Annotated in this window: 22 protein-coding genes and 1 tRNA gene; 5 read left to right on the top strand and 18 right to left on the bottom strand. The window is 42.2% G+C overall.

The window, feature by feature from the left end; genetic code table 11:
- Positions 1-73: 73 nt before the first annotated feature.
- From DFP77_RS04035 to DFP77_RS03970, 14 genes are all read right to left on the bottom strand, one after another.
- Positions 74-1,612, bottom strand: a complete 1,539-nt coding sequence (locus tag DFP77_RS04035) for an HD-GYP domain-containing protein (protein ID WP_114411006.1) — start codon at positions 1,610-1,612, stop codon at positions 74-76.
- Positions 1,613-1,635: 23 nt separating this feature from the next.
- Positions 1,636-2,943 carry a flagellar hook-associated protein FlgL gene (flgL, locus tag DFP77_RS04030; protein WP_114411005.1) on the bottom strand — a complete coding sequence of 436 codons (1,308 nt, stop codon included), beginning with the start codon at positions 2,941-2,943 and terminating at the stop codon, positions 1,636-1,638.
- Between the two features lie 4 nt (positions 2,944-2,947).
- Positions 2,948-4,924: a flagellar hook-associated protein FlgK gene (flgK, locus tag DFP77_RS04025; protein WP_114411004.1), complete on the bottom strand. Its 1,977-nt coding sequence runs from the start codon at positions 4,922-4,924 to the stop codon at positions 2,948-2,950.
- Positions 4,925-5,164: 240 nt separating this feature from the next.
- Complete coding sequence (flgJ, locus tag DFP77_RS04020) at positions 5,165-6,145, bottom strand: flagellar assembly peptidoglycan hydrolase FlgJ (RefSeq protein WP_114411073.1); 981 nt, start codon at positions 6,143-6,145, stop codon at positions 5,165-5,167.
- An 8-nt stretch (positions 6,146-6,153) separates the two neighbouring features.
- Positions 6,154-7,233, bottom strand: coding sequence for a flagellar basal body P-ring protein FlgI (locus tag DFP77_RS04015; RefSeq protein ID WP_114411003.1), 1,080 nt, complete (start codon positions 7,231-7,233; stop codon positions 6,154-6,156).
- A gap of 49 nt (positions 7,234-7,282) precedes the next feature.
- Entirely contained in the window at positions 7,283-8,128 is an 846-nt protein-coding gene (locus tag DFP77_RS04010; RefSeq protein ID WP_114411002.1) for a flagellar basal body L-ring protein FlgH, read from the bottom strand.
- Between the two features lie 13 nt (positions 8,129-8,141).
- Entirely contained in the window at positions 8,142-8,927 is a 786-nt protein-coding gene (gene flgG / locus DFP77_RS04005; RefSeq protein ID WP_114411001.1) for a flagellar basal-body rod protein FlgG, read from the bottom strand.
- A 41-nt stretch (positions 8,928-8,968) separates the two neighbouring features.
- Positions 8,969-9,712 carry a flagellar basal-body rod protein FlgF gene (gene flgF, locus DFP77_RS04000; RefSeq protein ID WP_114411000.1) on the bottom strand — a complete coding sequence of 248 codons (744 nt, stop codon included), beginning with the start codon at positions 9,710-9,712 and terminating at the stop codon, positions 8,969-8,971.
- 152 nt (positions 9,713-9,864) lie between these two features.
- Positions 9,865-11,562: a flagellar hook-basal body complex protein gene (locus tag DFP77_RS03995; RefSeq protein ID WP_114410999.1), complete on the bottom strand. Its 1,698-nt coding sequence runs from the start codon at positions 11,560-11,562 to the stop codon at positions 9,865-9,867.
- A 12-nt stretch (positions 11,563-11,574) separates the two neighbouring features.
- Positions 11,575-12,279, bottom strand: coding sequence for a flagellar hook assembly protein FlgD (locus DFP77_RS03990; protein ID WP_114410998.1), 705 nt, complete (start codon positions 12,277-12,279; stop codon positions 11,575-11,577).
- A gap of 10 nt (positions 12,280-12,289) precedes the next feature.
- Complete coding sequence (gene flgC, locus DFP77_RS03985) at positions 12,290-12,739, bottom strand: flagellar basal body rod protein FlgC (RefSeq protein ID WP_114410997.1); 450 nt, start codon at positions 12,737-12,739, stop codon at positions 12,290-12,292.
- Positions 12,740-12,744: 5 nt separating this feature from the next.
- A complete protein-coding gene (gene flgB / locus DFP77_RS03980) occupies positions 12,745-13,137 on the bottom strand; it encodes a flagellar basal body rod protein FlgB (protein WP_114410996.1) in 393 nt (130 codons plus the stop codon).
- A gap of 208 nt (positions 13,138-13,345) precedes the next feature.
- On the bottom strand, positions 13,346-14,182 hold the full coding sequence (locus DFP77_RS03975) for a CheR family methyltransferase (protein WP_114410995.1): 837 nt from the start codon (positions 14,180-14,182) through the stop codon (positions 13,346-13,348).
- A 58-nt stretch (positions 14,183-14,240) separates the two neighbouring features.
- Positions 14,241-15,170, bottom strand: a complete 930-nt coding sequence (locus DFP77_RS03970; RefSeq protein WP_114410994.1) for a chemotaxis protein CheV — start codon at positions 15,168-15,170, stop codon at positions 14,241-14,243.
- A 139-nt stretch (positions 15,171-15,309) separates the two neighbouring features.
- On the opposite strand from DFP77_RS03970, the gene flgA reads away from it, so the two are divergent.
- The 4 genes from flgA (at position 15,310) to DFP77_RS03950 (ending at position 17,107) form a co-directional block, all read left to right on the top strand.
- Positions 15,310-16,002, top strand: coding sequence for a flagellar basal body P-ring formation chaperone FlgA (gene flgA / locus DFP77_RS03965; protein ID WP_114410993.1), 693 nt, complete (start codon positions 15,310-15,312; stop codon positions 16,000-16,002).
- 116 nt (positions 16,003-16,118) lie between these two features.
- Positions 16,119-16,433 carry a flagellar biosynthesis anti-sigma factor FlgM gene (gene flgM / locus DFP77_RS03960; protein WP_114410992.1) on the top strand — a complete coding sequence of 105 codons (315 nt, stop codon included), beginning with the start codon at positions 16,119-16,121 and terminating at the stop codon, positions 16,431-16,433.
- Between the two features lie 37 nt (positions 16,434-16,470).
- The gene (locus DFP77_RS03955) at positions 16,471-16,950 is read left to right on the top strand and encodes a flagella synthesis protein FlgN (RefSeq protein WP_114410991.1); all 480 of its coding nucleotides are present in this window, start codon (positions 16,471-16,473) and stop codon (positions 16,948-16,950) included.
- An 81-nt stretch (positions 16,951-17,031) separates the two neighbouring features.
- Positions 17,032-17,107: transfer RNA gene (locus DFP77_RS03950), tRNA-Arg, on the top strand.
- Positions 17,108-17,177: 70 nt separating this feature from the next.
- On the opposite strand, the gene DFP77_RS03945 is transcribed toward DFP77_RS03950, so the two are convergent.
- The 4 genes from DFP77_RS03945 to DFP77_RS03930 are packed head-to-tail and all read right to left on the bottom strand — an operon-like array spanning position 17,178 to position 20,107.
- Positions 17,178-17,585, bottom strand: coding sequence for an OsmC family protein (locus tag DFP77_RS03945; RefSeq protein WP_110575287.1), 408 nt, complete (start codon positions 17,583-17,585; stop codon positions 17,178-17,180).
- Between the two features lie 43 nt (positions 17,586-17,628).
- Positions 17,629-18,444 (bottom strand): indole-3-glycerol phosphate synthase TrpC, encoded by an 816-nt coding sequence (trpC, locus tag DFP77_RS03940; RefSeq protein WP_114410990.1) that lies wholly within the window; start codon positions 18,442-18,444, stop codon positions 17,629-17,631.
- 20 nt (positions 18,445-18,464) lie between these two features.
- Entirely contained in the window at positions 18,465-19,505 is a 1,041-nt protein-coding gene (gene trpD, locus DFP77_RS03935; RefSeq protein WP_114410989.1) for an anthranilate phosphoribosyltransferase, read from the bottom strand.
- Between the two features lie 23 nt (positions 19,506-19,528).
- The gene (locus tag DFP77_RS03930; RefSeq protein WP_114410988.1) at positions 19,529-20,107 is read right to left on the bottom strand and encodes an anthranilate synthase component II; all 579 of its coding nucleotides are present in this window, start codon (positions 20,105-20,107) and stop codon (positions 19,529-19,531) included.
- A 353-nt stretch (positions 20,108-20,460) separates the two neighbouring features.
- Between DFP77_RS03930 and DFP77_RS03925 the strand changes: the two genes are divergently transcribed.
- Positions 20,461-21,792, top strand: a complete 1,332-nt coding sequence (locus tag DFP77_RS03925; protein WP_114410987.1) for a magnesium transporter — start codon at positions 20,461-20,463, stop codon at positions 21,790-21,792.
- The last annotated feature ends 2 nt before the right edge of the window (positions 21,793-21,794 follow it).

The raw sequence follows: 21,794 nt of genomic DNA, 5'->3' as shown, positions 1-21,794 counted from the left end.
ACTTACTCTGTAAACCACGAGGAAAGGTGTATGAGGGGGAAAACTAGAAGAAGGGGGAACTTGTTACTATGATTTATGAAAGGTGATTGATAAATTGAAGTCCGAATGATTGTGGGTCAACATCTTTTTCAATCGTCACTTCTGTTCTTAGGTTTGCAGATTTATTCAGCTCAATATCTGAAGCCTCTACAAACACCTTGTTCGTTACACTGTAAACCTGACGAACCAAGGAAGGTTGAAAAGATTTATTCAGTGTCAAAACAAACCCAACTCTTCCATTAGAAAGGGAAACACAGGAACCAACAGGGATTGAGCCTATACTATTTAAAAACACAGACAATAATTTTTGATCAAATGCCAAACCAGATTCTTTTTGCATTTGCCGATACGCTTTAATTGGTCCCATAGAATGCTTATGCGGTTGTTCAGAGGTCATTGCATCATAAGCATCGATTATCGCAGCAATTTTCCCATAAACAGAAATCTCCTGACCCTGTTTACCTTCAGGATAACCAGAGCCATCTATTTTTTCATGGTGATCGGACAACATTTGAAACACAGCCTTCGGGACACCTGCACACTTCTGTAAAATCTGCTCCCCGAACTGTATATGCTTACGGAATAAATCAAACTCTCCTTCCGTCATTTTTGTACTTTTTGTTACCATCGCCATCGGCAATTTAAAGCGCCCCAAATCAAACAATAAAGCGCCAAGAGAAATCACTTCAATGTATGCAGATGATAACTGTAACGCTTTCGCAAAATGAATGGCCAAAACAGCCATACCCATAGCATGCTGCTCTAAATATGTTGAGGGGTCTTTTATATGGCGTATTGCCATTAGGGAAAAATTATTACGAGTATGGGACTCTATCAGTCGACGACAAAGCTTCATCAACTCAAGCATTTCAAGCTGCTCACCACGCTTAAAGCGCTCCACTTGAGAAGACAATAAATTGTGGCCATCTTGAAATATCTTTAGTGCAGTAACAGTTTCAGTGTCAAACGAAGTCGGGATTAATTTATGATCAACCACGTCTTTTTTAGCTACTTCCACTTTTTTAACTTGCTGATCAGACTCTACAGAAGTATCAGTAATATTGGCGTCATTCGTCCCTTTTTTATCTTGGGACGACTTATAGCTAAGAATATAGTCTCTTGTATTGTCATTTAGCTCTTGCCTGAAATAGCGAAAAAGGCTTTTACCACGAGTATGCTTACTTCGTAGCTCTTTGGTATTTAAATCAGGGTTGAGTTTTCTAAGACTTACAACAGAGCGCCCACTAGCGATAGACATGCACAAGATGAGAAACCTCTCTTGTGCATCATATAAACGCTCACGTCGAGTATTCAAGAGTTTGTCATCAGAGAAGTACGGATCGTAAGGCAAAAATTCAGAGTCTAAGGTCGAGCGCAATACATCAAATGCAATTTGGCGCATGGCCACACCGACAATACGGTCTTTTTTACCATGCATCCCGATCAGACTCTTTACCCGTTTGCTCTCAACAACCTTGCTTTTAATTTCTAGGATAGTGAGTATTTCAAGTATATTAAAGTACCCGACATTAATATCAGCCCCAAAACAGGACTCCATTTTAAATGCTGACATTTTTTACCTTATACCTTAAAAAATTACATTTGGTTAAATAGAGACAAATTACTCATACGAGAAAAGACCTTCTGCGATGCAGTTAGCGCAGACTCTTTCATTGATAGCTCGGTTGCAGCCGCCCCCATGTCCAACTCCCCTTCCCTACTTTGAGCAATCGTATTAGACAGCTGGTTGGCAGAACTATAATCCTCTCTGTCCTCAATCATATTTAGCCTTGCGCCGATTTCAGACCGCCCTTCGCCAATTCGCTGCTGAGCATTATTAATACTGTAGGTAGCACTAAAAAATGCAGCCTCTCGGTCACTATAGGTGCTGTTTTTGTCAGTCAACACAGCTAAGGAGCTTTTTATCTGGTTAAGCACGTTATCTTTTTCTGGCTTTTTAAGTGAAATATCAATAGAAGCACCTGGCTCCCCCTCTACAATAAAAGACATTCCAGCAAACGCAATCGGCTTACCCACACTATACTCACCAGATTCAACTATCTCACCATCACTATTTGTAACAGCATACTGGGCAGGCATTCCTGTAAATAGGTGATAATTATCTAACTCTTCTTTCGACTTACTACCTTTCCCATTTGGTCTTTCTGCGTCAACAGGCTTTTGATCCTCAGAATAGGAAGTCGTCAAATAATAGCGATTTGCTTTAGGGTTTTCAGGATCATAATTTTTAGCCATAAAAGTATCAAGATCAGCCTGATCCTGCACTTTGGATTTTAATAGCACATTACCTTCTGCAATTTTGGCGTTAAAAGATCTATTCGTCCAAATATCTTGAAAAAGCACTTTACCTGAATTAGTAACAGGAATTCTGATGTCCTCTGAAATCTGGGCAAATTTCTGCCCCTCATTACCAGACCAATGATAACGCCCATCACTCCCTAGAGTGAAGGCAGGACTTTGAGAGTCCGTACCTGCAAAAATATAACTGCCATCTGCACTCTTAGAATTCATAAGATCTGCCATTGATTCCGTTATCAAAGCAATCTCTTGGGCAATAGCATTTATATCAGCTTGAGTATTAATATCGTTCTGAGCCTGTATAAACAGAGTTCTAGCCGTATCTAAAAAGTCATTCATACTGTCTAAAGCAACTTCTTGATATTCCAAGTTTCCCTTGGCCATTTTCATCGCTTCGTCATATTGCTTTAGCGTTCGATTATTGCCGTCATAGAGCAAAATCTGGCTAGCTCCAACAGGGTCATCACTTGGCTTTAAGATATTAGTCTGCGAAGATATTTTACCCTGAACATCTAGGATTTTTTCATTCGCTTGGCTAATAGATCGGTTTGCTTGACCGTAAATTAAATTATTCGTTACACGCATAATCTTACCTCATGATCCCAAGCAAAGTTTCAAACGTTGTACGAGCGGCAGTCACCACTTGAGCAGAAGCGGAATAAGATTGTTGATATTTCAAAAGATTCACTGCCTCCTCATCAAGACTTACCGCGGACAATCGATCACGACGAGCAAGACTTTCATTTAACACTATCTCACTCGCGTCCGCGTGCCCTTCTATTTCTGCTGTTTTACTACCAACGTATGAAATGAAGCCAGAAAATGACTTCATCAAAGTATCTTCACCAGCCACTAGGGATTTATTTTGCAAATCAGCCAAAGCAAGACCATTAAAGTTATCAGATACACCTATGTTATCGGTACCAATAGAAAACTCATCACCTTTTTGAGGTTTCGATGAAACTGATACATCAAACCCCGCTTCATCAGAAAGCCCAGCTTGCTCAAGCAATTTAGTATACTGAGTCACATTACTCACTGAAGCAATCTCTACTCCAGATGCATCACGCACAACGTACGAGCTTGGAGAAGTAAAGTAAATTTGGTGCGGCGCGCTTGGATAAAGAGGCCCATCAGATGAAAAGGCCGATGTTTCAGGGTTTGTATTCATTATAGACGTCAATGAAATTCGAGCATCAGATAAATTACCAGAGCCTGTATTCACACTCAAAGGAGCACTCAAAGCAAGCGACTCACCATTTTTTGCAAATAGCGACAAACCAGCAGCAGCACCTTCCGTGGGTGTAAATCGAAATACATCGTTATCATCAATTGCACTAAGGTTATCAAGACGAATATCAATACCCAGTTCGTCTATTTTAACATAACCACCACTGTCCTTTGCTAAGGACAACGGATCAAAAATAATATTCTGTTCTGTTGCATTGCCCTTTTCATCAATTCTTTTGATAGAAAACCTATTATCATCCGTTCTGCTTAACTCAAAGGTCTCTTTCGTGATCTTAGCGGCTTCACCATCCGATACCTTGATAGAAATATCCTTAGTCTTGTGGATATTTTCCAATGATGAGTAAACCTTTATCTCTCCTAAAGAAAATAGATTTTTACCTACTAGACCATCGCCATCAATCCCTTTTTTATTCTGGGTATTCATGGCATCCGCTAAAGCAATAGCATGCTGACCTAAGGTTCTATCTGCATACACACTAAATTCAGATCTATAATCTACAAGACCACCGACACTTCCACCTAGACCTTGTGTTTTTAAAGCAACTTCGTAGTCACCAAAACTAACAACCAAATCAATTTTCTTTGGCTCCAATTGATTAGGCCTAACTTTGATTTCAGTCGGATTCTTGTCCATAACCAACGGCTGCCCATTCGCCAACTGAATTGTCATCAATCCTTTATCATTAAATTGAGCGTTAACATCTAGGTATTTGGAAAGATCCTTCGCCAATAATTCTTGTTGATCTCGGAGTTCATTAGCTGGCGAAATTGAAAGGCCTTCTTGCTTTAGGATCTGCTTATTCAAATTTGAAATTTTTGACGTGATAGCATTCACATCCTTCAAAGAAGATGAAAGCTGTGCATCAACCAACCCTTCTTGATCACTCACAACACCAGACAATACATGGTATTGCTGAACTAGATTCGCAAGACTTGAGTGTGCTAGCTGACGCAACGATGATGAAGTAGGGTCATTATTAACCGTCTGTAATGCATCAAAGGATTTATTGAGGTATGTGTTTAAAGAAATGCTATCTTCGGCCAACAAATTGTCGGAAGTCGATATCATCGAATGATAAGCATCGTAGTAAGAATGCGTCGAAGTATCCGTACGAACTTGCTTACTAACAAAATTATCGACAAGACGCGAGGTGTCACGAAGAACTACGCCTCCTACAGGCGAACTAGTGGTGTCGGTTCTTTGACGGCTATAGCCCTCAGTATCCACATTGGATGTGTTCTGCCCTGTCGTATTAATACGGGCATTACTAGACTGAAGTCCAGACAAACCAATTGAATATAAATTTGAGCCCATTGCTCACACCTCTAGTACGTTTTTCAAAAATAGCTATATTTCTAACCTAGCTCTAACGACTATAGATGCAAGAATTTTACCAACACTGAGATTTAAAGGAATTTAATTTCGAAATATTTTTTATGGAGGGAAGTTCAAACAACAAAAAACATTAAAGAAACAGATTTTAACGACAAAAACCTAACTTTTAGATGATTTTAGGCGAAATTAAAAACCATCGAGTGCATACTAAAAAGCGCCCTAAAGTCGCTTAAACCATTCACTAGAAAGGATACTATCAATTTTTTCAGCGTATTTAGGGTCAGTAGCATAGCCGCCTTTTTGCAAAGAAGCGGCAAACATTGACGCGTCATCCCCAGCCTCAATGGCATCTTTATACCGCTCACTAGAGGATAAAAAATTCGTATAATCTTCAAAGCTTTGCGAAAAAGAGTCGTAGGCACGAAACGCTGCTCTTTCACGTTTAGCAACACCATCACGAAACTCTAATGTACTAACCACAGCTCTATCACCCTGCCAACGATTATCAGCTTTGATGCCAAATAAATTAAAACTGGCAGCGCCGTCTTCTTTAGCAATTGGGTATTTACCCCAACCTGTTTCCAACGCTGCTTGCGCTAATATTGCCTTAGGGTTCACGCCTAGTTTTTCGGCTGCACGTTGGGCATGCGGCCAAAGATTATCAACAAATTCCTGCGGAGAACCAAACACCACAGAAAGAGCGGAAACAGAAGACTCTCCTACCGACTCACTCAGATTCTTTTGTTTGACTTCTTGCTGTACAGACTCAATAAATTCCGTCGAAGCGCGGTGTGCTAACGCTTGAATTCGAACTAAGTCCTGTTTTGCCACTTGATTCAGGAAGTCCGTATCACCACGCTGCTTTGCTTCAGGCGAACTGATGCGAGCCTGCTGCTGAGTTTGATACTGACGAATAAGCGCATCGGACAAACCAATACCGCCGGACTTAGCCATGCTCTGCGACATCTGAGAGTCCATCATCTCCTGATACTGCTTCGTCTGCGCACTGGAAAACAAACTACCACCGATTGCTTCATTAGTACTACGCATATTCTTTAGTAGCATATTAATGAAAATAGATTCAAACTGCTGAGCTACGTCTTTTAACGCGCCATCAGGGTCTTTTTGCGCCTTAGTCTTCAAATCAGTTAACGTCGAAAAATCGGCGAAAAAGTCTTGTTTAGGCGGCACCGAATTCATAACCAAAGCTATATCACCACTAAATCAGCATTAATCGCACCGGCCTGCTTTAAGCCTTCCAATATTGCCATAACATCACCAGGCGCTGCGCCAACCTGATTAACAGCACGCACAATATCATTCAATGACGCACCCGGATCAAAAACAAACATTCGCCCACTATCAGGCGCTATTTCAATACCCTCGCGTGGTGATAGTATCGTCTCTCCACCCGTTACCGTGCCATCCTGACCAACCACTGGAGGCACTTCTTGAATAGTCACAGTTAAACTACCATGAGTAATGGCTGCTGGTGAGACCTTAACATGCTGACCAATAATAATGGTTCCAGTACGCGAATTCACCACAATACGAGCTCGCTCTTCAGCTACTTCGACATCTAGGTTTTCAAGAATAGATAAATAGGTCACACGCTGACTTGGATCTCTCGGCGCCGACACACGAATAGACGTTGCGTCTAAAGTTGTTGCCACACCAGGTCCAAGGAGATCATTAATCTTATCTGATACTTGTTTAGCCGTTGTAAAATCTGGGCGATTCAAATTAAACGTTAAGGTGTCACCAGTATTAAAACTACTAGGCACGACGCGCTCAACACTAGCACCATTAGGAATGCGCCCAACAGTAGGCACGTTGACAGAGTTCCTTGAGCCATCAGCGCCTAATCCACCAACAACAAGGTTACCTTGTGCAATAGCATAAACAGCACCATCTGCCCCCTTCAATGTAGAAAGTAAAAGTGTACCACCACGCAATGCACTCGCATTACCAATCGATGAAGCTGTCACATCGATTTTTTGACCCGGTTTAGAAAAAGCTGGCAAAGTGGCCGTCAAAGAAACCGCGGCAACATTCTTAGACGTAGCATTCACACCATCCGGCAAGGTCACACCAAACCGAGACAACATACTCGCAAAGCTCTGATTGGTAAAAGCCGTACTATCACCCGTTCCATTAAGGCCGATTACCAAACCATAACCAAACAATTGGTTTTCTCGAACCCCCTGAACACTAGCAATGTCTTTCAGGCGCTCAGCCTGAACAGAAAACGATAAACAATATAAGACAATTAGCGCTATGTGCTTCATCACATCACCTATTTACGAGGAACCAGTCCCCTGCAGTTAGCTCATTAAATTAATATGGCATGTTGCTAGTATTAAGCAAACGACTCACCCAACCTTGTTCACTTCCAGCCGCAACATCACCTGTACCAGAATAGGTAATTCTTGCATCCGCCACACGTTCAGATTCAACCGTGTTTTCAGGGGAAATATCCTGTTTTCTAACCATACCTGAGAAACGAATATATTCATCACCTTGGTTCAAGCGCAGCCATTTTTCACCACGAACCGCCAACAAACCATTAGGATATGCCTGATATACAGTCACTGAAATCGTACCACTCAAGCTATTATTTTGGTTTGCAGAAGCATTACCACTAAAATCAGTTCCCTGCTGAGGCAGCGTTGTATCCACTCTCAACTCCTGACCAAGAACCGTTGGGTTTTCTATTGTCGCTGATGAAGATTTTGAAACCGTGGCCGCATTAGCCTTTGTAGATGTTGTTGTCTCGTTTAGATTGATGGTCAAAATATCACCAACCTTACTCGCTTTTTGATCCCCAAAAAATACATCCCCCATGCTCGCCTGATAAATACCACCCGTTGGGGCTTGAGAAGGCGTCATACCACTGGGATAAACTGGAGTATAATATGGATCATCAGATTGAATCGATTGGCTAATATTAGGACCATTTAAAGGGTCATTCGGATCAGGCACATAGCCAGCTCGAGCCTCTTCCGATGAAGATTCATCCTCATCATTTTCATCAGCTACAGCATCAATGACAGCTTCCGTTACGGCAGCCGCCGCTCCAGCTGCCGCCGCATTAGCTACCGCTTGCTGATTGACATCCCAAGTGAGACAACCAGACAAACTAACACTAAATAAAATTAATAAGGCAAATTTAATCTTCATCATCTTCCACATATTACTATAACTGCTGTATTGCGAAGCTCATCATGCCGTCTGCAGAAGCAATGACTTTTGAGTTCATTTCATAAGCTCGTTGTGTCGTAATCATATTAACAAGCTCTTCGATCGAATTAACATTAGAAGCCTCAAGCATACCTTGAGCAATCGTTCCCAATGAATCTGTTCCAGGTACACCAACTAACGGCGGCCCACTCGCATTGGTTTCAGTAAATATATTCTGTCCCGCAGCATTTAATCCTGTAGGGTTAATAAACCCTGCAATATTGATAGCACCCACTTGCTGCGCATCTGTATCACCATTCTTACGTACAGAAACTATTCCATCTTCTGCGATCATGATCTCGATGGTATCTGGATCAATTTGAATACCAGGCTCCACAACCAAACCACCTGATGTTGATAGCTGACCTTGACTGTTCAACTGAAGACTACCATCGCGAGTATAAGCAATCGTGCCATCAGGCTGTAGCACTTGTAAAAAGCCCTTACCCTGAATAGCAACATCAAGCTGACGATCGGTCATATTATAGTCGCCATTAGAAAAATCTTTTTGGGAAGCGCCAACTTTCACACCCGTACCCAATTGCAAGCCTGAAGGCAATTCGGCGTTTTGAGCACTTAACCCACCAGGTGCTCGAACAGTTTTATACATTAGATCCTCAAATACTGCTCTATCTTTCTTAAAAGCTGTGGTTGAAACGTTCGCCAAGTTGTTGGCCACAACGTTCAACTGCTTATCCATTGCACTCAAACCCGTTTTACTAACCCATAATGCCGAATTCATAAAAACCTCTTAATTCATTGATATGTGTTTAGCCATCATACTTATGATGTACGCTGTAATATTCTTGCCGAAGAGTCTGCATTATTTCGAATGGTATCCATCATTTTGACATTCATCTCAAAACGACGAGATAAATTCATGATGTGCGTCATTTCTTCCACAGCATTAACATTACTGCCTTCAATGAAACCGCTAACCAACTGAACATTAGGGTCTGCCTCATATTCCTGACCATCTCTGGTGTGGAGCAAACCATCTTCTTCTTTGCGTAAATTCTGTCTATCTGGATTGACCAACTTAATCTGGTTCAGCACTGCCACTTCATTATCAGCGCCACCTTGCGGAACAATAGAAATTGAACCATCCGCGGTAATATTAATGCTGTTCGCAGGCGGCAAAAAAATAGGCCCTCCCACCCCAGCAACAGGCAAACCTCGTCCGGTTACCAACTGGCCTGTCGCATTAATCTGAAAGTCTCCTGCACGGGTATATGCTTCTTGACCACTATCGTCATAGACAGCAATAAAACCATCACCGGATACAGCAACATCTAGATTTCGGCCAGTTTGTATCATATCGCCTTGCGTATAGCGTGTAGCTGGGTTTTCTGTCATCGCGTAAACACGGCTAGGATAGTAATCCCCATAGACCTGCATGGAGCGGGCTTGTTCAAAATCTGAGCGAAAGCCAGTCGTACTGACATTTGCAAGATTGTTAGCGTGAATAGTTTGCGCATTCATCGTTTGAACACCGCCACTCATTGCCAAATATAAAGCCTTATCCACTACGATTCTCCCAGAAAAAAATAACCACTAGATAATACACCTTTCAAAAAGCATACCAACTTATCAAAACCATAAAAAATCCCTTTATAAAAGGCAAAAAAAAGGCCAGAACAGCATTGCTGATCCGGCCTAAATCTTCTCTCTCCAGAAAATTAACGAAGGTTTATTATCGTCTGAGTCACAGTATTTTCTGTTTCTAATGTCTTACTGTTTGCTTGGTAATTACGCTGCGCCTCAATGAGCGCAACCAATTCAGACGTAAGGTCAACGTTAGATTCCTCTAACGCGCCACCTTGAATTCGTCCTAGCGTACCGCTATTAGGACGGCCAATGTCAGCTGGCCCAGAACCTTTACTTGCAAGCCATGCAGAATGGCCGTTAGGGACAAGTCCATCCGTACTATCAAATGTTGCCAGAGCAACTTGGCCAAGTGTTGCCGTTTGTTGGTTGGTATAAGTTGCCGTTAGCATGCCGTCATCATCGAATGAAACTCCCTGCAACTCACCTGCCGAGAACCCATCTTGTTCAAACGTATCTGTGTTCTCCAGCGCAAATTGAGTTGATCCAAACATATCCAACTCAACAACCTTACCGCGATTAGATGGGTCCAACCCTGTAATTTCTAAAGCAATAGGTTGCGCAATATCATAAGGAGCGATACCACGATATGTGCCCATCAAATTACCTGCAGCATCAAAACTAACAGTTGTATTTTCTTTCAAAAAACGAGTGTCATTACCAGTAAGCGGATCGGTATAACTCTCTTCACCATCCAAAGTGACGCGAAGTTCGTAATTATTGTCCTCGCCCTGTTTGATGAAGTAATACCCCATTGTATGAGCACCACCCAAAGAGTCGTATACCGTCCTTGTATTGCCATAGGTATACGATTCAACGCTTAAAGGATCGAATGCCTCACGGGCAACAGAGCTATTATTACGCACATCCCCAGGAGCAAGCGTGGCCGTAATCGCAACCCCACCTAAGGTACCATTAACCGTCACAGGGTTTTGAGTTAGAGCCGCGATATCTCCAGCCCCAGGCTCAGTCGCACCAATATATAGAAGCTGATTTGGCTGCTCTGGAGTACCGTCGCCATTATAATCGACACCACCTTCTGCTGTATTAAACGTAGCAAAAGTCTCTGCCAAGAAAGGAACACCAGCGTCATCAGTCATATTACCGTCTACTGTCGCATTAACTTTGTAAGTATTAGGCAACTCACTCTTAGAATAGTAATAGGTAACAACGTGCGTTTGACCGTTAGCATCAACAACACCTTGTGTCTGGGTATAATTATAGGAATCCGGATTCATTGGATCGAAGTCGGCACTAATAAATGGCGGCACATCCTTGCTGTCTGAATTCAAATTCACTTTTAATTCCATTGCGGATGTCGCTTCTGGAGCGATTCGGTCCGTAGGAATTTTCAAGTCTTCCAAATTCCCACCAACAACATCATCTACAGCGTTATAACCCTGAACATTACTCCCTGTATTTGTCACCAGAAAGCCATTCTCGTCCAGTTTGAAGTTACCCGCTCGTGTGTAAGACTGAGCCACACCCGCATCCAAAACAAAGAACCCAGTACCATCAACAGCCAGATCAAGGTTATTGTCTGTATAGGACAAGTTACCAGGAGCAAACTCTTGAGAAACCTTACTCACACTGACACCAGAACCAATACTGTTACCGCTACCAGCACCAAGAACACTTGTATTGTAGAGGTCATCAAACTCAATACGCGATTTTTTAAAGCCCGTCGTATCGGCGTTAGCAATGTTATTACCCGTAACACTTAAATAATCGGCAGACGCTTTAATGCCAGATAGTGCAGTATTGAATCCCATAATGCTCTCCAATCACCCTAATATTTCTAATTCAGTTGTGAGTTTAATTTTGCCGTGGTTTTCTACATTCAAAGCTGTCCCATTCTCACCATTAATGGTGACCCCCTGAATACGAGCAGGCAAACGAGTATTCATCGCAGAGACCTCCCCTTTATCATTTGTAGAGGAAGCTGAGAAACGGTATTCCCCAGGCGGCAAAACATTTCCGTCATCATCTTTTTTATCCCACTTATAGTCGGCACCATTAAGTGTTGCTGTACGCACAAGACGGCTATCTGCATCAAAGATCTTCAACGTTGCAGTCTGAGAGTTTTCAGGTATGACAACCCTTAGCGGCACCTCTTCCAAGCCTTCCGTTACTTTCGCCTTACTACCTTCCATTAAAACCGACTTACCAACCAGCGTCGAAGCACTCAATGCTTGATTGGAGGTCAATGAAGTCGCCATATTTTCCAGCTGATCAGATATACTCGTTAGCCTTTCTAGAGAGCTAAATTGAGACATTTGGGCCACCATGTCATTGGTATCCTGTGGCGCCGTTGGATCCTGACCTTTTAATTGCTCTATATATAATTTCAAGAAGACATTTTGATCTGCTAATGCAGCCTCTTCCTTTGTTACTTCAGGCTTCTCAATACCAGCTTTTGACTTAGCGGCATCCGTCCCATATTGAGAGATCAGACCACCAAGACCTTTTGTATCAGAGATATTTGCCATATATCAGCTCCTATGACTGCCCAAGCGTTAGCATTTTCTGCATCATGCTTTTTGCGGAGTTCATAATTTCTACATTCGTTTGGAAAGATCTAGAAGCCGACATCATATCAGCCATCTCTTCCATCGGATTTACATTCGGATAAAACACATAACCGTCGTCATTGGCCATTGGATGATCTGGTTCATATCGCGGCTGTAAAGGCGCATCAGACTCCACAATACCATCAATTTTCACACCAACACCTGCACCGCTATTATCTGCTTTAACATTTCCCCAGCCACGCTCACGCATACTGTCATTCATCATCTGTGAAAAAACCGGCTTACGGGCACGATATGTCTGATCTGCTGAGCTTGCCGCGCTGTCGACGTTAGCCATATTGCTCGCTATTGTGTTCAAACGTACAGTTTGAGCACTCATTGCAGATCCAGAAATTGTAAAAATATTACTCAAAGACATCGCTATTAGTTCCCAATAAGTGCTTTTTTCATGCCGCTAATTTTTCGGTCTAAAAACATAAAGCTAGTGTCAAACTGCATAGAGTTCTGTGCGTATTCAGCTTGCTCTCTTTGCATATCCACTGTATTACCATCTAAAGAAGGTTGGTTAGCGTTTCTATAAAGCAACCCCTCAGGCTCACCCGCAACCCCTTCTCCAGCCATGTGGCGAGAATTAGTACCTGCAAGCTTCAACTTATTACTTTCATCGCTTAAAAGAGAATCAAACGAGATATCTCTCGCCTTGTAGTTTGGCGTATCCGCATTCGCAATATTATTTGCAAGCACGGCAGCTCTCGCGCTTCGGAACTCAAGCGTTTTGTCATGTCCTGCAAATGCGTTTGAAAAAGAAATAGCCATTTAACCCTCAATAAAAACGAGTTTTAATCAATATAAAACATATAAAGCAATTATGATGCCAATAAATAAAGCTTATGTTTTTCAATGATTTACATAAAAAATACTGCTAAACGGCAAAAAGCGGCAAACTTAAAGGTAGGACAAAAGATACAAAAAAGCCCATCCATAAACAGGACAGGCTATTTGAAAAGCAAAAAATTAAGGTAACTTATAAAGCCTTAGCTTTGTAAACAATCCCTGGGTGACATTGCACAATTTCGAAATAGTCAGAAAGACCACTTAGCGCCTCTGAGCCACCAAGAAACAAATACCCTCCCGGCTTTAAAGAGGCATGCATTCTTTTCAAAATATCTAACTTAAGATCGACGGTAAAATAAATCAGTACGTTTCGACAAAAAATCACATCAAATTTGCCTAACATTGAGAAAGACTCAATTAGATTCAAATACTTAAACTCAACGCGTGCGCCTAAATTCGACTTAATTTTCCAAGTAGCATCATTTATCTTGTCAAAGTAACGCTTTTGTAGATCTGCACCGAGACCTCGAGCAATTGCCAAACTATCGTATTCACCTTGCTTGGCATGCTTCAAAATATTAGTACAAATATCTGTGGCAACTATTTTTTCACCTGCCTTTAAAACACCTGGTCGAGAAGATTTAAACTCTTCAATCACCATACTAATTGAGTAAGGTTCTTGACCAGTTGAGGATGCGGCCGACCATATTCTCAAAGGGGATGCCGTCATTTCTGGCAACACCTTCTCTTTCAAAATAGTGAACGGGTGAGTATCCCTAAACCATAAGGTTTCATTTGTCGTCATTGCATTAATGACTTCTTCTTTCAATTTGGAGCCACCAAATTTTTCCAAAGCATCTACAAGCTGCTCTATTTTAGAAAAACCCTCTCTTTCTAAGATTTTCCCCAAACGACTGGCAACCAAGTACTGCTTATTATCACTCAACGAAATTCCGCAAACTTTCTGCAGATAGTCCCTGAACCTGATATAACCATTCGGCGTAATTGTATTTGTACTACTGAGCATTAAAACTCCATACGTTCCAGATTCAATAAATAAAGCCTATCTAAAGAGAGACTAAATGTTATTCCGATTGCACCTGAACAGTTTCTATTGCCAATCGGGCAAGCTCATCAGGTTGAAATTTCGCTAAAAATCCGTCAGCACCAACTTTCTTAACCATTGCCTCATTAAAGACACCACTTAAAGAAGTGTGAAGAAGAATAAAGAGATCTTGTAAGCGGCTATCATTACGAATGGCGGTCGTTAATGTATAACCATCCATCACTGGCATTTCAATATCAGAAATGACCATTGAAAACTCTTTCGTTACATCTTTTCCATCTGCCACCAAAGCCTGAAGATAATCCAGCGCCTCTCGTCCATCACACAATACGGTTGTTGCAAAGCCAACTTGCTCCATACAACGCTTAATCTGCTTACGGGCAACAGAGGAATCATCTACGATAAGAATATGATGCTTCTGGGCATTTTCAGTGACGCCATTATTAACAATGCCATCTGAAATATCTTGGCGCGTCGGTGCAACCTCAGAAAGAATTTGCTCTACATCAATAATCTCAACCATCTCTTTATCTACCTGACAAACTGCCGTCAAGTAGTTGTCATTTGATAGGCCTTTTGGAGGTGGCTGAATATCACTCCAATTCATATTCACAATGCGTTCAACACCTCGCACCAAGAACCCCTGAATTCGGCGGTTATACTCAGTAATAATAACAAAGCACTGACTAATATTCTCAATAGGACTTGCACCTGTAGCCAAGCCCAAATCTAAAATAGGAATCGTGCCACCACGAATATGAGCCACCCCTCTAACGACTGGTGAGCTATGAGGCATAGTGGTCAATTTAGGGCACTGCAGTACTTCTTTTACCTTAAAGACGTTAATACCGTAAATCTGCTTACCATTTAAGCGAAACAACAGCAATTCAAGTCGGTTTTCCCCTACAAGCTGTGTACGTTGGTTAACAGTATCCAAAACTCCAGCCATAAACGCCTCCAAAATGTATAAACATATACTGAGGTATTACCTCAAAATTGTTAAAATGCATCGTCCGATGATAAAGTGAATTCGATTTTTTTACTAACTATCTTACTAATCACGCAATAATAAACAAAGAGAGCGAATCATGCGAATCATAAGGCTAAGTATAGCCTTCATTTGTTTCCAAGCAGGTTTAACTTTTGCAGCCTCCATAGAAGAGCAAATTAACCTCTATATCAACCAAGTAGAGATTCCTCGATTGTCAGAAATATACCCTGATGCAGCCATCAGTATTTCACTAAACAACCTCGCCGCTTTAAACTATCTGCCGGACTGCGAAAGTGGATCAATTCAAATAAATAATCAACGACCAGACGCTATCAAACGTACAAACTATGAAATAAGTTGCCAATCACCAACTTGGAAATCCTACATACCAGTTACACAAAGTATCTCGATCCCCGCGATCAAGACCACCACACCAATAAACCGCGGACAAGTTATCAGCCAATCCAACACAGATGTTGGCGAGGTCGACATATCCACCCTAAGAGGCGATGTCTTCACACTAAAAAAGCCACCTTACGGCCTCATTGCCTCTCGAAACCTACGGATCAACACCTTTATTACAGATGACCTAACTAGCCTGCCAACCCTGGTAAAAAAAGGAGACCTTGTACTCATTACCGCAAGCAGTGGCACTATTATAGTAAGGATGAACGGCGTTGCTTTAGAAAATGGTGTAAAAGGCCAACAAATTCGAGTTAAAAATACAAGTTCTGAACGAATTATATACGGCAAAGTTGTAACTAACAGTGAAGTTCTTGTAAACTATTGAATAAGGATTATTCGGCAGCTTAACTTATAAACTCTTTACACCAAAGTTTTTACTAAAGTTCTTCTAGACTCTGCCGACAATATAGACAGGCAAATTATTTAAGGGCGGAAAACCCAATGGCAATACATTTTACAGGTCTATCAAATCAGAACACGATAAACAAAAGTGAGCGATCGCAGAAAGACGATGTAGCGGGCAATGTAACAGCAAAAAACACCCCAGTACAAAGCGGTGGCACACTTGCTGAAGATACCGTGAAATTAAGCGGTACAGCTCAAACGCTACAGAGCCAGCAATCTAAAATCAACAACTTACCAGATGTTGATATGGATAAAGTAGAGCAAATTAAAAGCGCAATAGCTTCTGGCGAGTACAAAATCGACACGCAAAAGTTAGCAAATAACATGGCTTCTATGGATTCATTATTCTAAGCTATGAACTCAATGCATCGAGCAAACGGTTTGCCTTATGATTCCTATCGCCCCAATATTCATCAGAAGCAAAGAGGTATTAGAAAAACTATCTGCGCTTCTTGATGAAGAACGCTCTGCTTATGGCGAATTAGACAGCGATACCATCATTAGCATAGCGGAACAGAAACAAACCCTCCTTGATGAAATGAATCAACTTAATGAGACAAGAGTCAACATTCTCATTAAATTTGACATCGTAGACCGAAAAAAACCAACCGAAGAAGAATTTAAAAGCTGGCTTAACCTTCAAGACAGTTCATTAGATAATGTACGCCTACTCATGCAAGAGTGCGAAGAACTCCTCAACAAGTGCAAAACCAAGAACAACACTAACGCACGCGTACTCAACACACTTCAAAAGCGTAATAAGCATCTTTTTGAATTACTACAGGGCCACAGCACTAAAAATAAAGTCTATACCTCCAGAGGCTCGACACACCCAATAAGTAGCAAACACACACTTGGTAGAGCGTAAAAAACCATACAAATCAACATCGTATTGACCATACATTTGTATTCCAAACCCAAATAATGTATAAAACACTTCTTCAAATACGTCCTCATAGGTAAACAGGATATACCGGCCGCCTCCTAAGCAGCTATTCCAGGTTCGAGTCCTGGTGGGGACACCAAACATCTAGAAACTGACACAAAAAAAGAGCCTTACGGCTCTTTCTAAATCCACGCTTTTAGTTTGTCGTCTTACTCAGCTTCAACCACTTCAAAACTATGAACTATCTTCACTCCGCCTTTTTCTAACATCAAAGAAGCAGAGCAATATTCCTCAGCCGATAATTTCACTGCACGCGCCACCACGCTTTCTTTTAAGTTGCGACCTGTCACAACAAAATGCACTCGAATCTCTGTGAATACAGCCGGAACTGCATCCGCTCGATCCGCATCAATTTGAGCCACACATGACGTCACATCTTGACGGGCTTTTTTAAGAATCCCAACTACATCATAAGAAGTACAGCCACCCAAACCTGCAAGTAAAAGCTCCATTGGTCTTGGCCCAGCAGTCTGATTACCATCAATCTCTATTTTAAAACCAGAGCCAGTTTCAGCGGTAAAATGCACATCTTCTTGCCAACTTACATTTGTCTTCATTATTCAACCCTACTTCAATTTGCCAAGACTAAAACCATCACCACTAAGACTGAAACAGTTCTGCCAATTTTTCACCTGGATCGTCAGCACGCATAAAGGCCTCACCAACCAAAAAGGCATGAATGCCTTTTTCACGCATGATCGCAACATCATCTCGAGTATGGATTCCACTTTCCGTAACAATAAGACGATCGGAAGGCACACTACCCATCAATTCAAACGTGTGATTCAAACTAAGCTCAAACGTATGTAAATCACGGTTATTAATACCAAACAACTCTGTCTCAGTGTACTCCAGAGCCAATTCCAATTCAGGGCGATTGTGTACTTCAACAAGCACATCCATTCCAAGATCTCGCGCCATTCGATCCAGCTCACGCAATTTCTCACCATCAAGGCAAGCTGCAATTAAAAGAATGCAGTCAGCACCTATCGCCCTCGCTTCTAACACCTGATATTCGTCGACAATAAAGTCTTTTCGAATCACTGGCAGCTTACAAGCTGCACGAGCTTCCACTAGGTAATCTTCATGCCCTTTAAAAAAGTCACTGTCTGTCAAAACAGATAAACAAGCTGCTCCAGATCGCTCATAGGAACGAGCAATATCGGCAGGAATAAAGGGGGCGCGTATAATTCCTTTGCTAGGCGAGGCTTGCTTAATTTCTGCAATGACACCCGCTTTTCCTATGGCAACTTTATGCCTTAAGGCTTGAGCAAAGCCACGTGGCGCGTTATGAACATTTGCTACTGAGGCCGCGACCTCTAAGTTTCCATACGGCGTATGAGATTTACGCTCAGCAATCTCCTCATACTTTCGCTCCACAATTTTCTTAAGAATTGTCGGGGTTTCTATTTGCATTAGGCTACTGCTCCTATTTTCTACAGTGAGTCAGAACTCATAAAACAACGCGTGAAACTAGCAAGCTCAGACATTTTAACTTTGGCCGTACCACCACCAATCACATCTTCCGCAATATTCACACCTTCAGCTAACGTGTCTGCAATACCAGAGACATAAATTGCCGCACCAGCATTAAGAGCCACAATATCTCTAGCGGGATTAATTTTCCCCTTGCCATCCAATGCCATTTTCACTAAAGCTAAGCTTTCCGTCGCATCTACAGCCTGAATCGAATCAATTGATTGTAAAGGGATACCAAAATCTTCAGGAGAGATCTTATATTCTAGAATTTCCCCATTTTTTAGCTCTGCTACATAGGTTGGGGCAGCAATACTAATCTCATCCAAACCATCTTCTGAATGCACAACCATAACATGCTCACTACCCAAAGCCTTTAACACCTCAGCAATAGGACGAACCCATTTTTGGTGAAACACTCCCATTACCTGGCACTTTGCATTTGCAGGATTTGTTAGAGGGCCAAGCAAATTAAAAATAGTACGTGCCGCCATCTCTTTTCGAGGCCCCACTGCGTACTTCATCGCAGAGTGATGATTAGGGGCAAACATAAAGCCCAAACCAATTTCTTCAACACAACGGCAAACTTGCTCCGCATTGAGTCCAAGGTAAATACCAGCCTGCTCAAGCACATCAGCACTACCAGACTTAGAAGAAACAGAGCGGCCACCATGCTTTGCCACTTTACCGCCAGCCGCAGCAACAACAAAAGCAGACGCGGTAGACACATTAAACAAATTCCCACCGTCGCCACCCGTACCACAAGTGTCAACAACATGCTCAAGGTTCAAGTTTACCTTGCTGGATAATTCTCGCATCACCTGCGCTGCTGCCGTAATCTCTTCGACAGTCTCACCTTTCATTCTAAGGCCAATTAAAAAACCGCCTATTTGTGCTGGAGTGGCCTTTCCCGTCATGATGTCATTCATCACTATTCGCATCTCGTCGCCGCTCAAATCATGGCGCTCAACAACTGCAGCAATTGCTCTTTGAATATCCACCAGCCTCTCCTATCTTGTTAAAACTATCGCGTTAAGAAATTGGCCAACAAAGCATGACCTGACTCTGTCAGAATCGACTCAGGATGAAACTGCACCCCTTCAACGGCAAGCGTTTTGTGTCGAATCCCCATAATTTCATCTCGTTCACCAGCCGCATTTTGACTCCACGCCGTCACTTCAAGGCAGTCCGGCAAAGAGTCAGCAGACACCACTAAAGAATGATAACGTGTTGCGGTTTGAGGGTTTGGCAATCCAGAAAATACCGAGGTATTTTGATGGTAAATCAAGGATGTTTTGCCATGCATGACATTTTTAGCACGAATCACCTCCCCACCAAAGACCTGACCAATACTTTGATGGCCTAAGCAAATGCCCAATATAGGAATTTTTCCTGCAAATGCCGCTATTGCAGGCATAGAAACCCCCGCTTCATTTGGCGTACAAGGGCCCGGAGAGATCACCAAATGAGAAGGCGCAAGGCGCTCAATTTCCTCAACACTAATTTCGTCATTACGAAACACTCGCACATCCGCACCCAACTCACGAAAATACTGCACAAGGTTGTAAGTAAAAGAATCATAATTATCGATCATCAATAACATAAAGAAGGGACGCGCCTATAAAATAATGCTGACCTATACCAATGCCATAATCCGCAGAAACTGGCACAAAAAACAAAACACATTTACAAGTAACACGAACCTGCATTTTAAGTGCGCTAAATTCTACACTGTCAGAAAGATCCTGTCTCGCCAGAGCGTACTCTCAAAGTCACCCAAACAGCACCCCAGCCGAGGAATTAATCATCACAATTTGACAAAGTTATTCAAAAATATGAAAGGTTTTCAATAAAATCTTGTAAAAACAAAGTCTTGCTTGATCTACGCTCAGCTATGTCAGACACTAAAAAGCATGTTATTGTAAATATCATTTTTCAGTGTTTTAAGGATGCTCTGTGCATAGCCAAGTCGCCGCCCTCATAGAAACCCTCATTCATGACGAACACTCTCCCGAGTCCGTTAACAACGCTATTTCAGAGCTAACGCCAGACGATGTAGCGCTAGCACTTGAATCCATACCACTTGTGCAACGACGACAAGCATGGGCAAACATCAAACAAGCCAATCGACTGGACATCCTAGTTGAGATGCGTGGCGAATCTCGTCAACTATTGCTCAAGGAGCTTGATGATTCAGAGATAGAAACACTGTTCACAGATGTTGATGCGGAAGATTTACTTGAAATAACCGATTCTCTACCAGATCGACTCGTAGACATTGCGCTGAAGCAAATGGACACCAAGCAACGTGAATATTACCAACAAGGTATCGTTTACGATGATGACGTTGTTGGTCGTTGGATCGATCACGAGTTATTGATTGCATCTCAGTCCATTCGGACTTCTGAAGTAATGAGGCTCCTAAAAAAAAGCACACCAAATTACACAGACATGATTTATCTGGTGAATAGAACAGGGCGCTGGGTTGGTTGCGTAAAATTCGACCAACTATTTAAAGCTCAAGGCCATGAAGCTATCTCTAGTCTAATTGATGAAGAATGCTCATTCATCAACGCTAGCACCGAACTTACAAAAGCCTCGGAGCAACTTGAACGCTCATCACTTTCTGCTCTACCCGTTGTGGATGACAACCAAATTTTATTAGGTCGCTTTCACGCAGGGCTCGCCATGGAAACTTGGCGTTTAGAGCATGAAGCACAGCAGATGTCGACCGCAGGTCTGAACGAAGAATCTGACCTATTTGCACCAGTAAAACGCAGCGCCGCAACCCGTGGAATCTGGCTTGGCATCAATTTGCTAACCGCATTCCTAGCTTCGGCTTTTATCGGGCTGTTTGAAGCCACCCTGCAACAAGTTGTTGCACTGGCGGTATTAATGCCTGTTGTTGCCTCTATGGGCGGTATCGCTGGTAGCCAGACTCTCACGCTAATTGTCCGAGGCTTAGCACTTGGACAGATTACTCGCAGCAATTTAAAGTCACTATTATCCAAAGAGTTAAAAGTCGGCAGTCTAAACGGTATATTGTGGGCCATTGTCATTGGCGTAGTCACCTTATGGTGGTTCGAAAGCCCAATGCTTGGCATGGTGATCGGCTTAGCCATTATCGTCAATATAATCATGGCTGCCTTATCAGGCGTTTTAATCCCAGTACTACTGGACAAACTACGTATTGATCCCGCTCTTTCTGGCTCCGTTATTTTAACTACGGTAACAGACATCGCGGGGTTTGTTGCCTTCTTAGGGCTAGGAACCTTATTACTTATTTAACG

This window comes from Marinomonas foliarum (genome assembly GCF_003337275.1).
Taxonomy (GTDB): domain Bacteria; phylum Pseudomonadota; class Gammaproteobacteria; order Pseudomonadales; family Marinomonadaceae; genus Marinomonas; species Marinomonas foliarum.
Note: the sequence above shows the minus strand (reverse complement) of the source record. Positions and strands in the feature narration are given on the sequence as shown.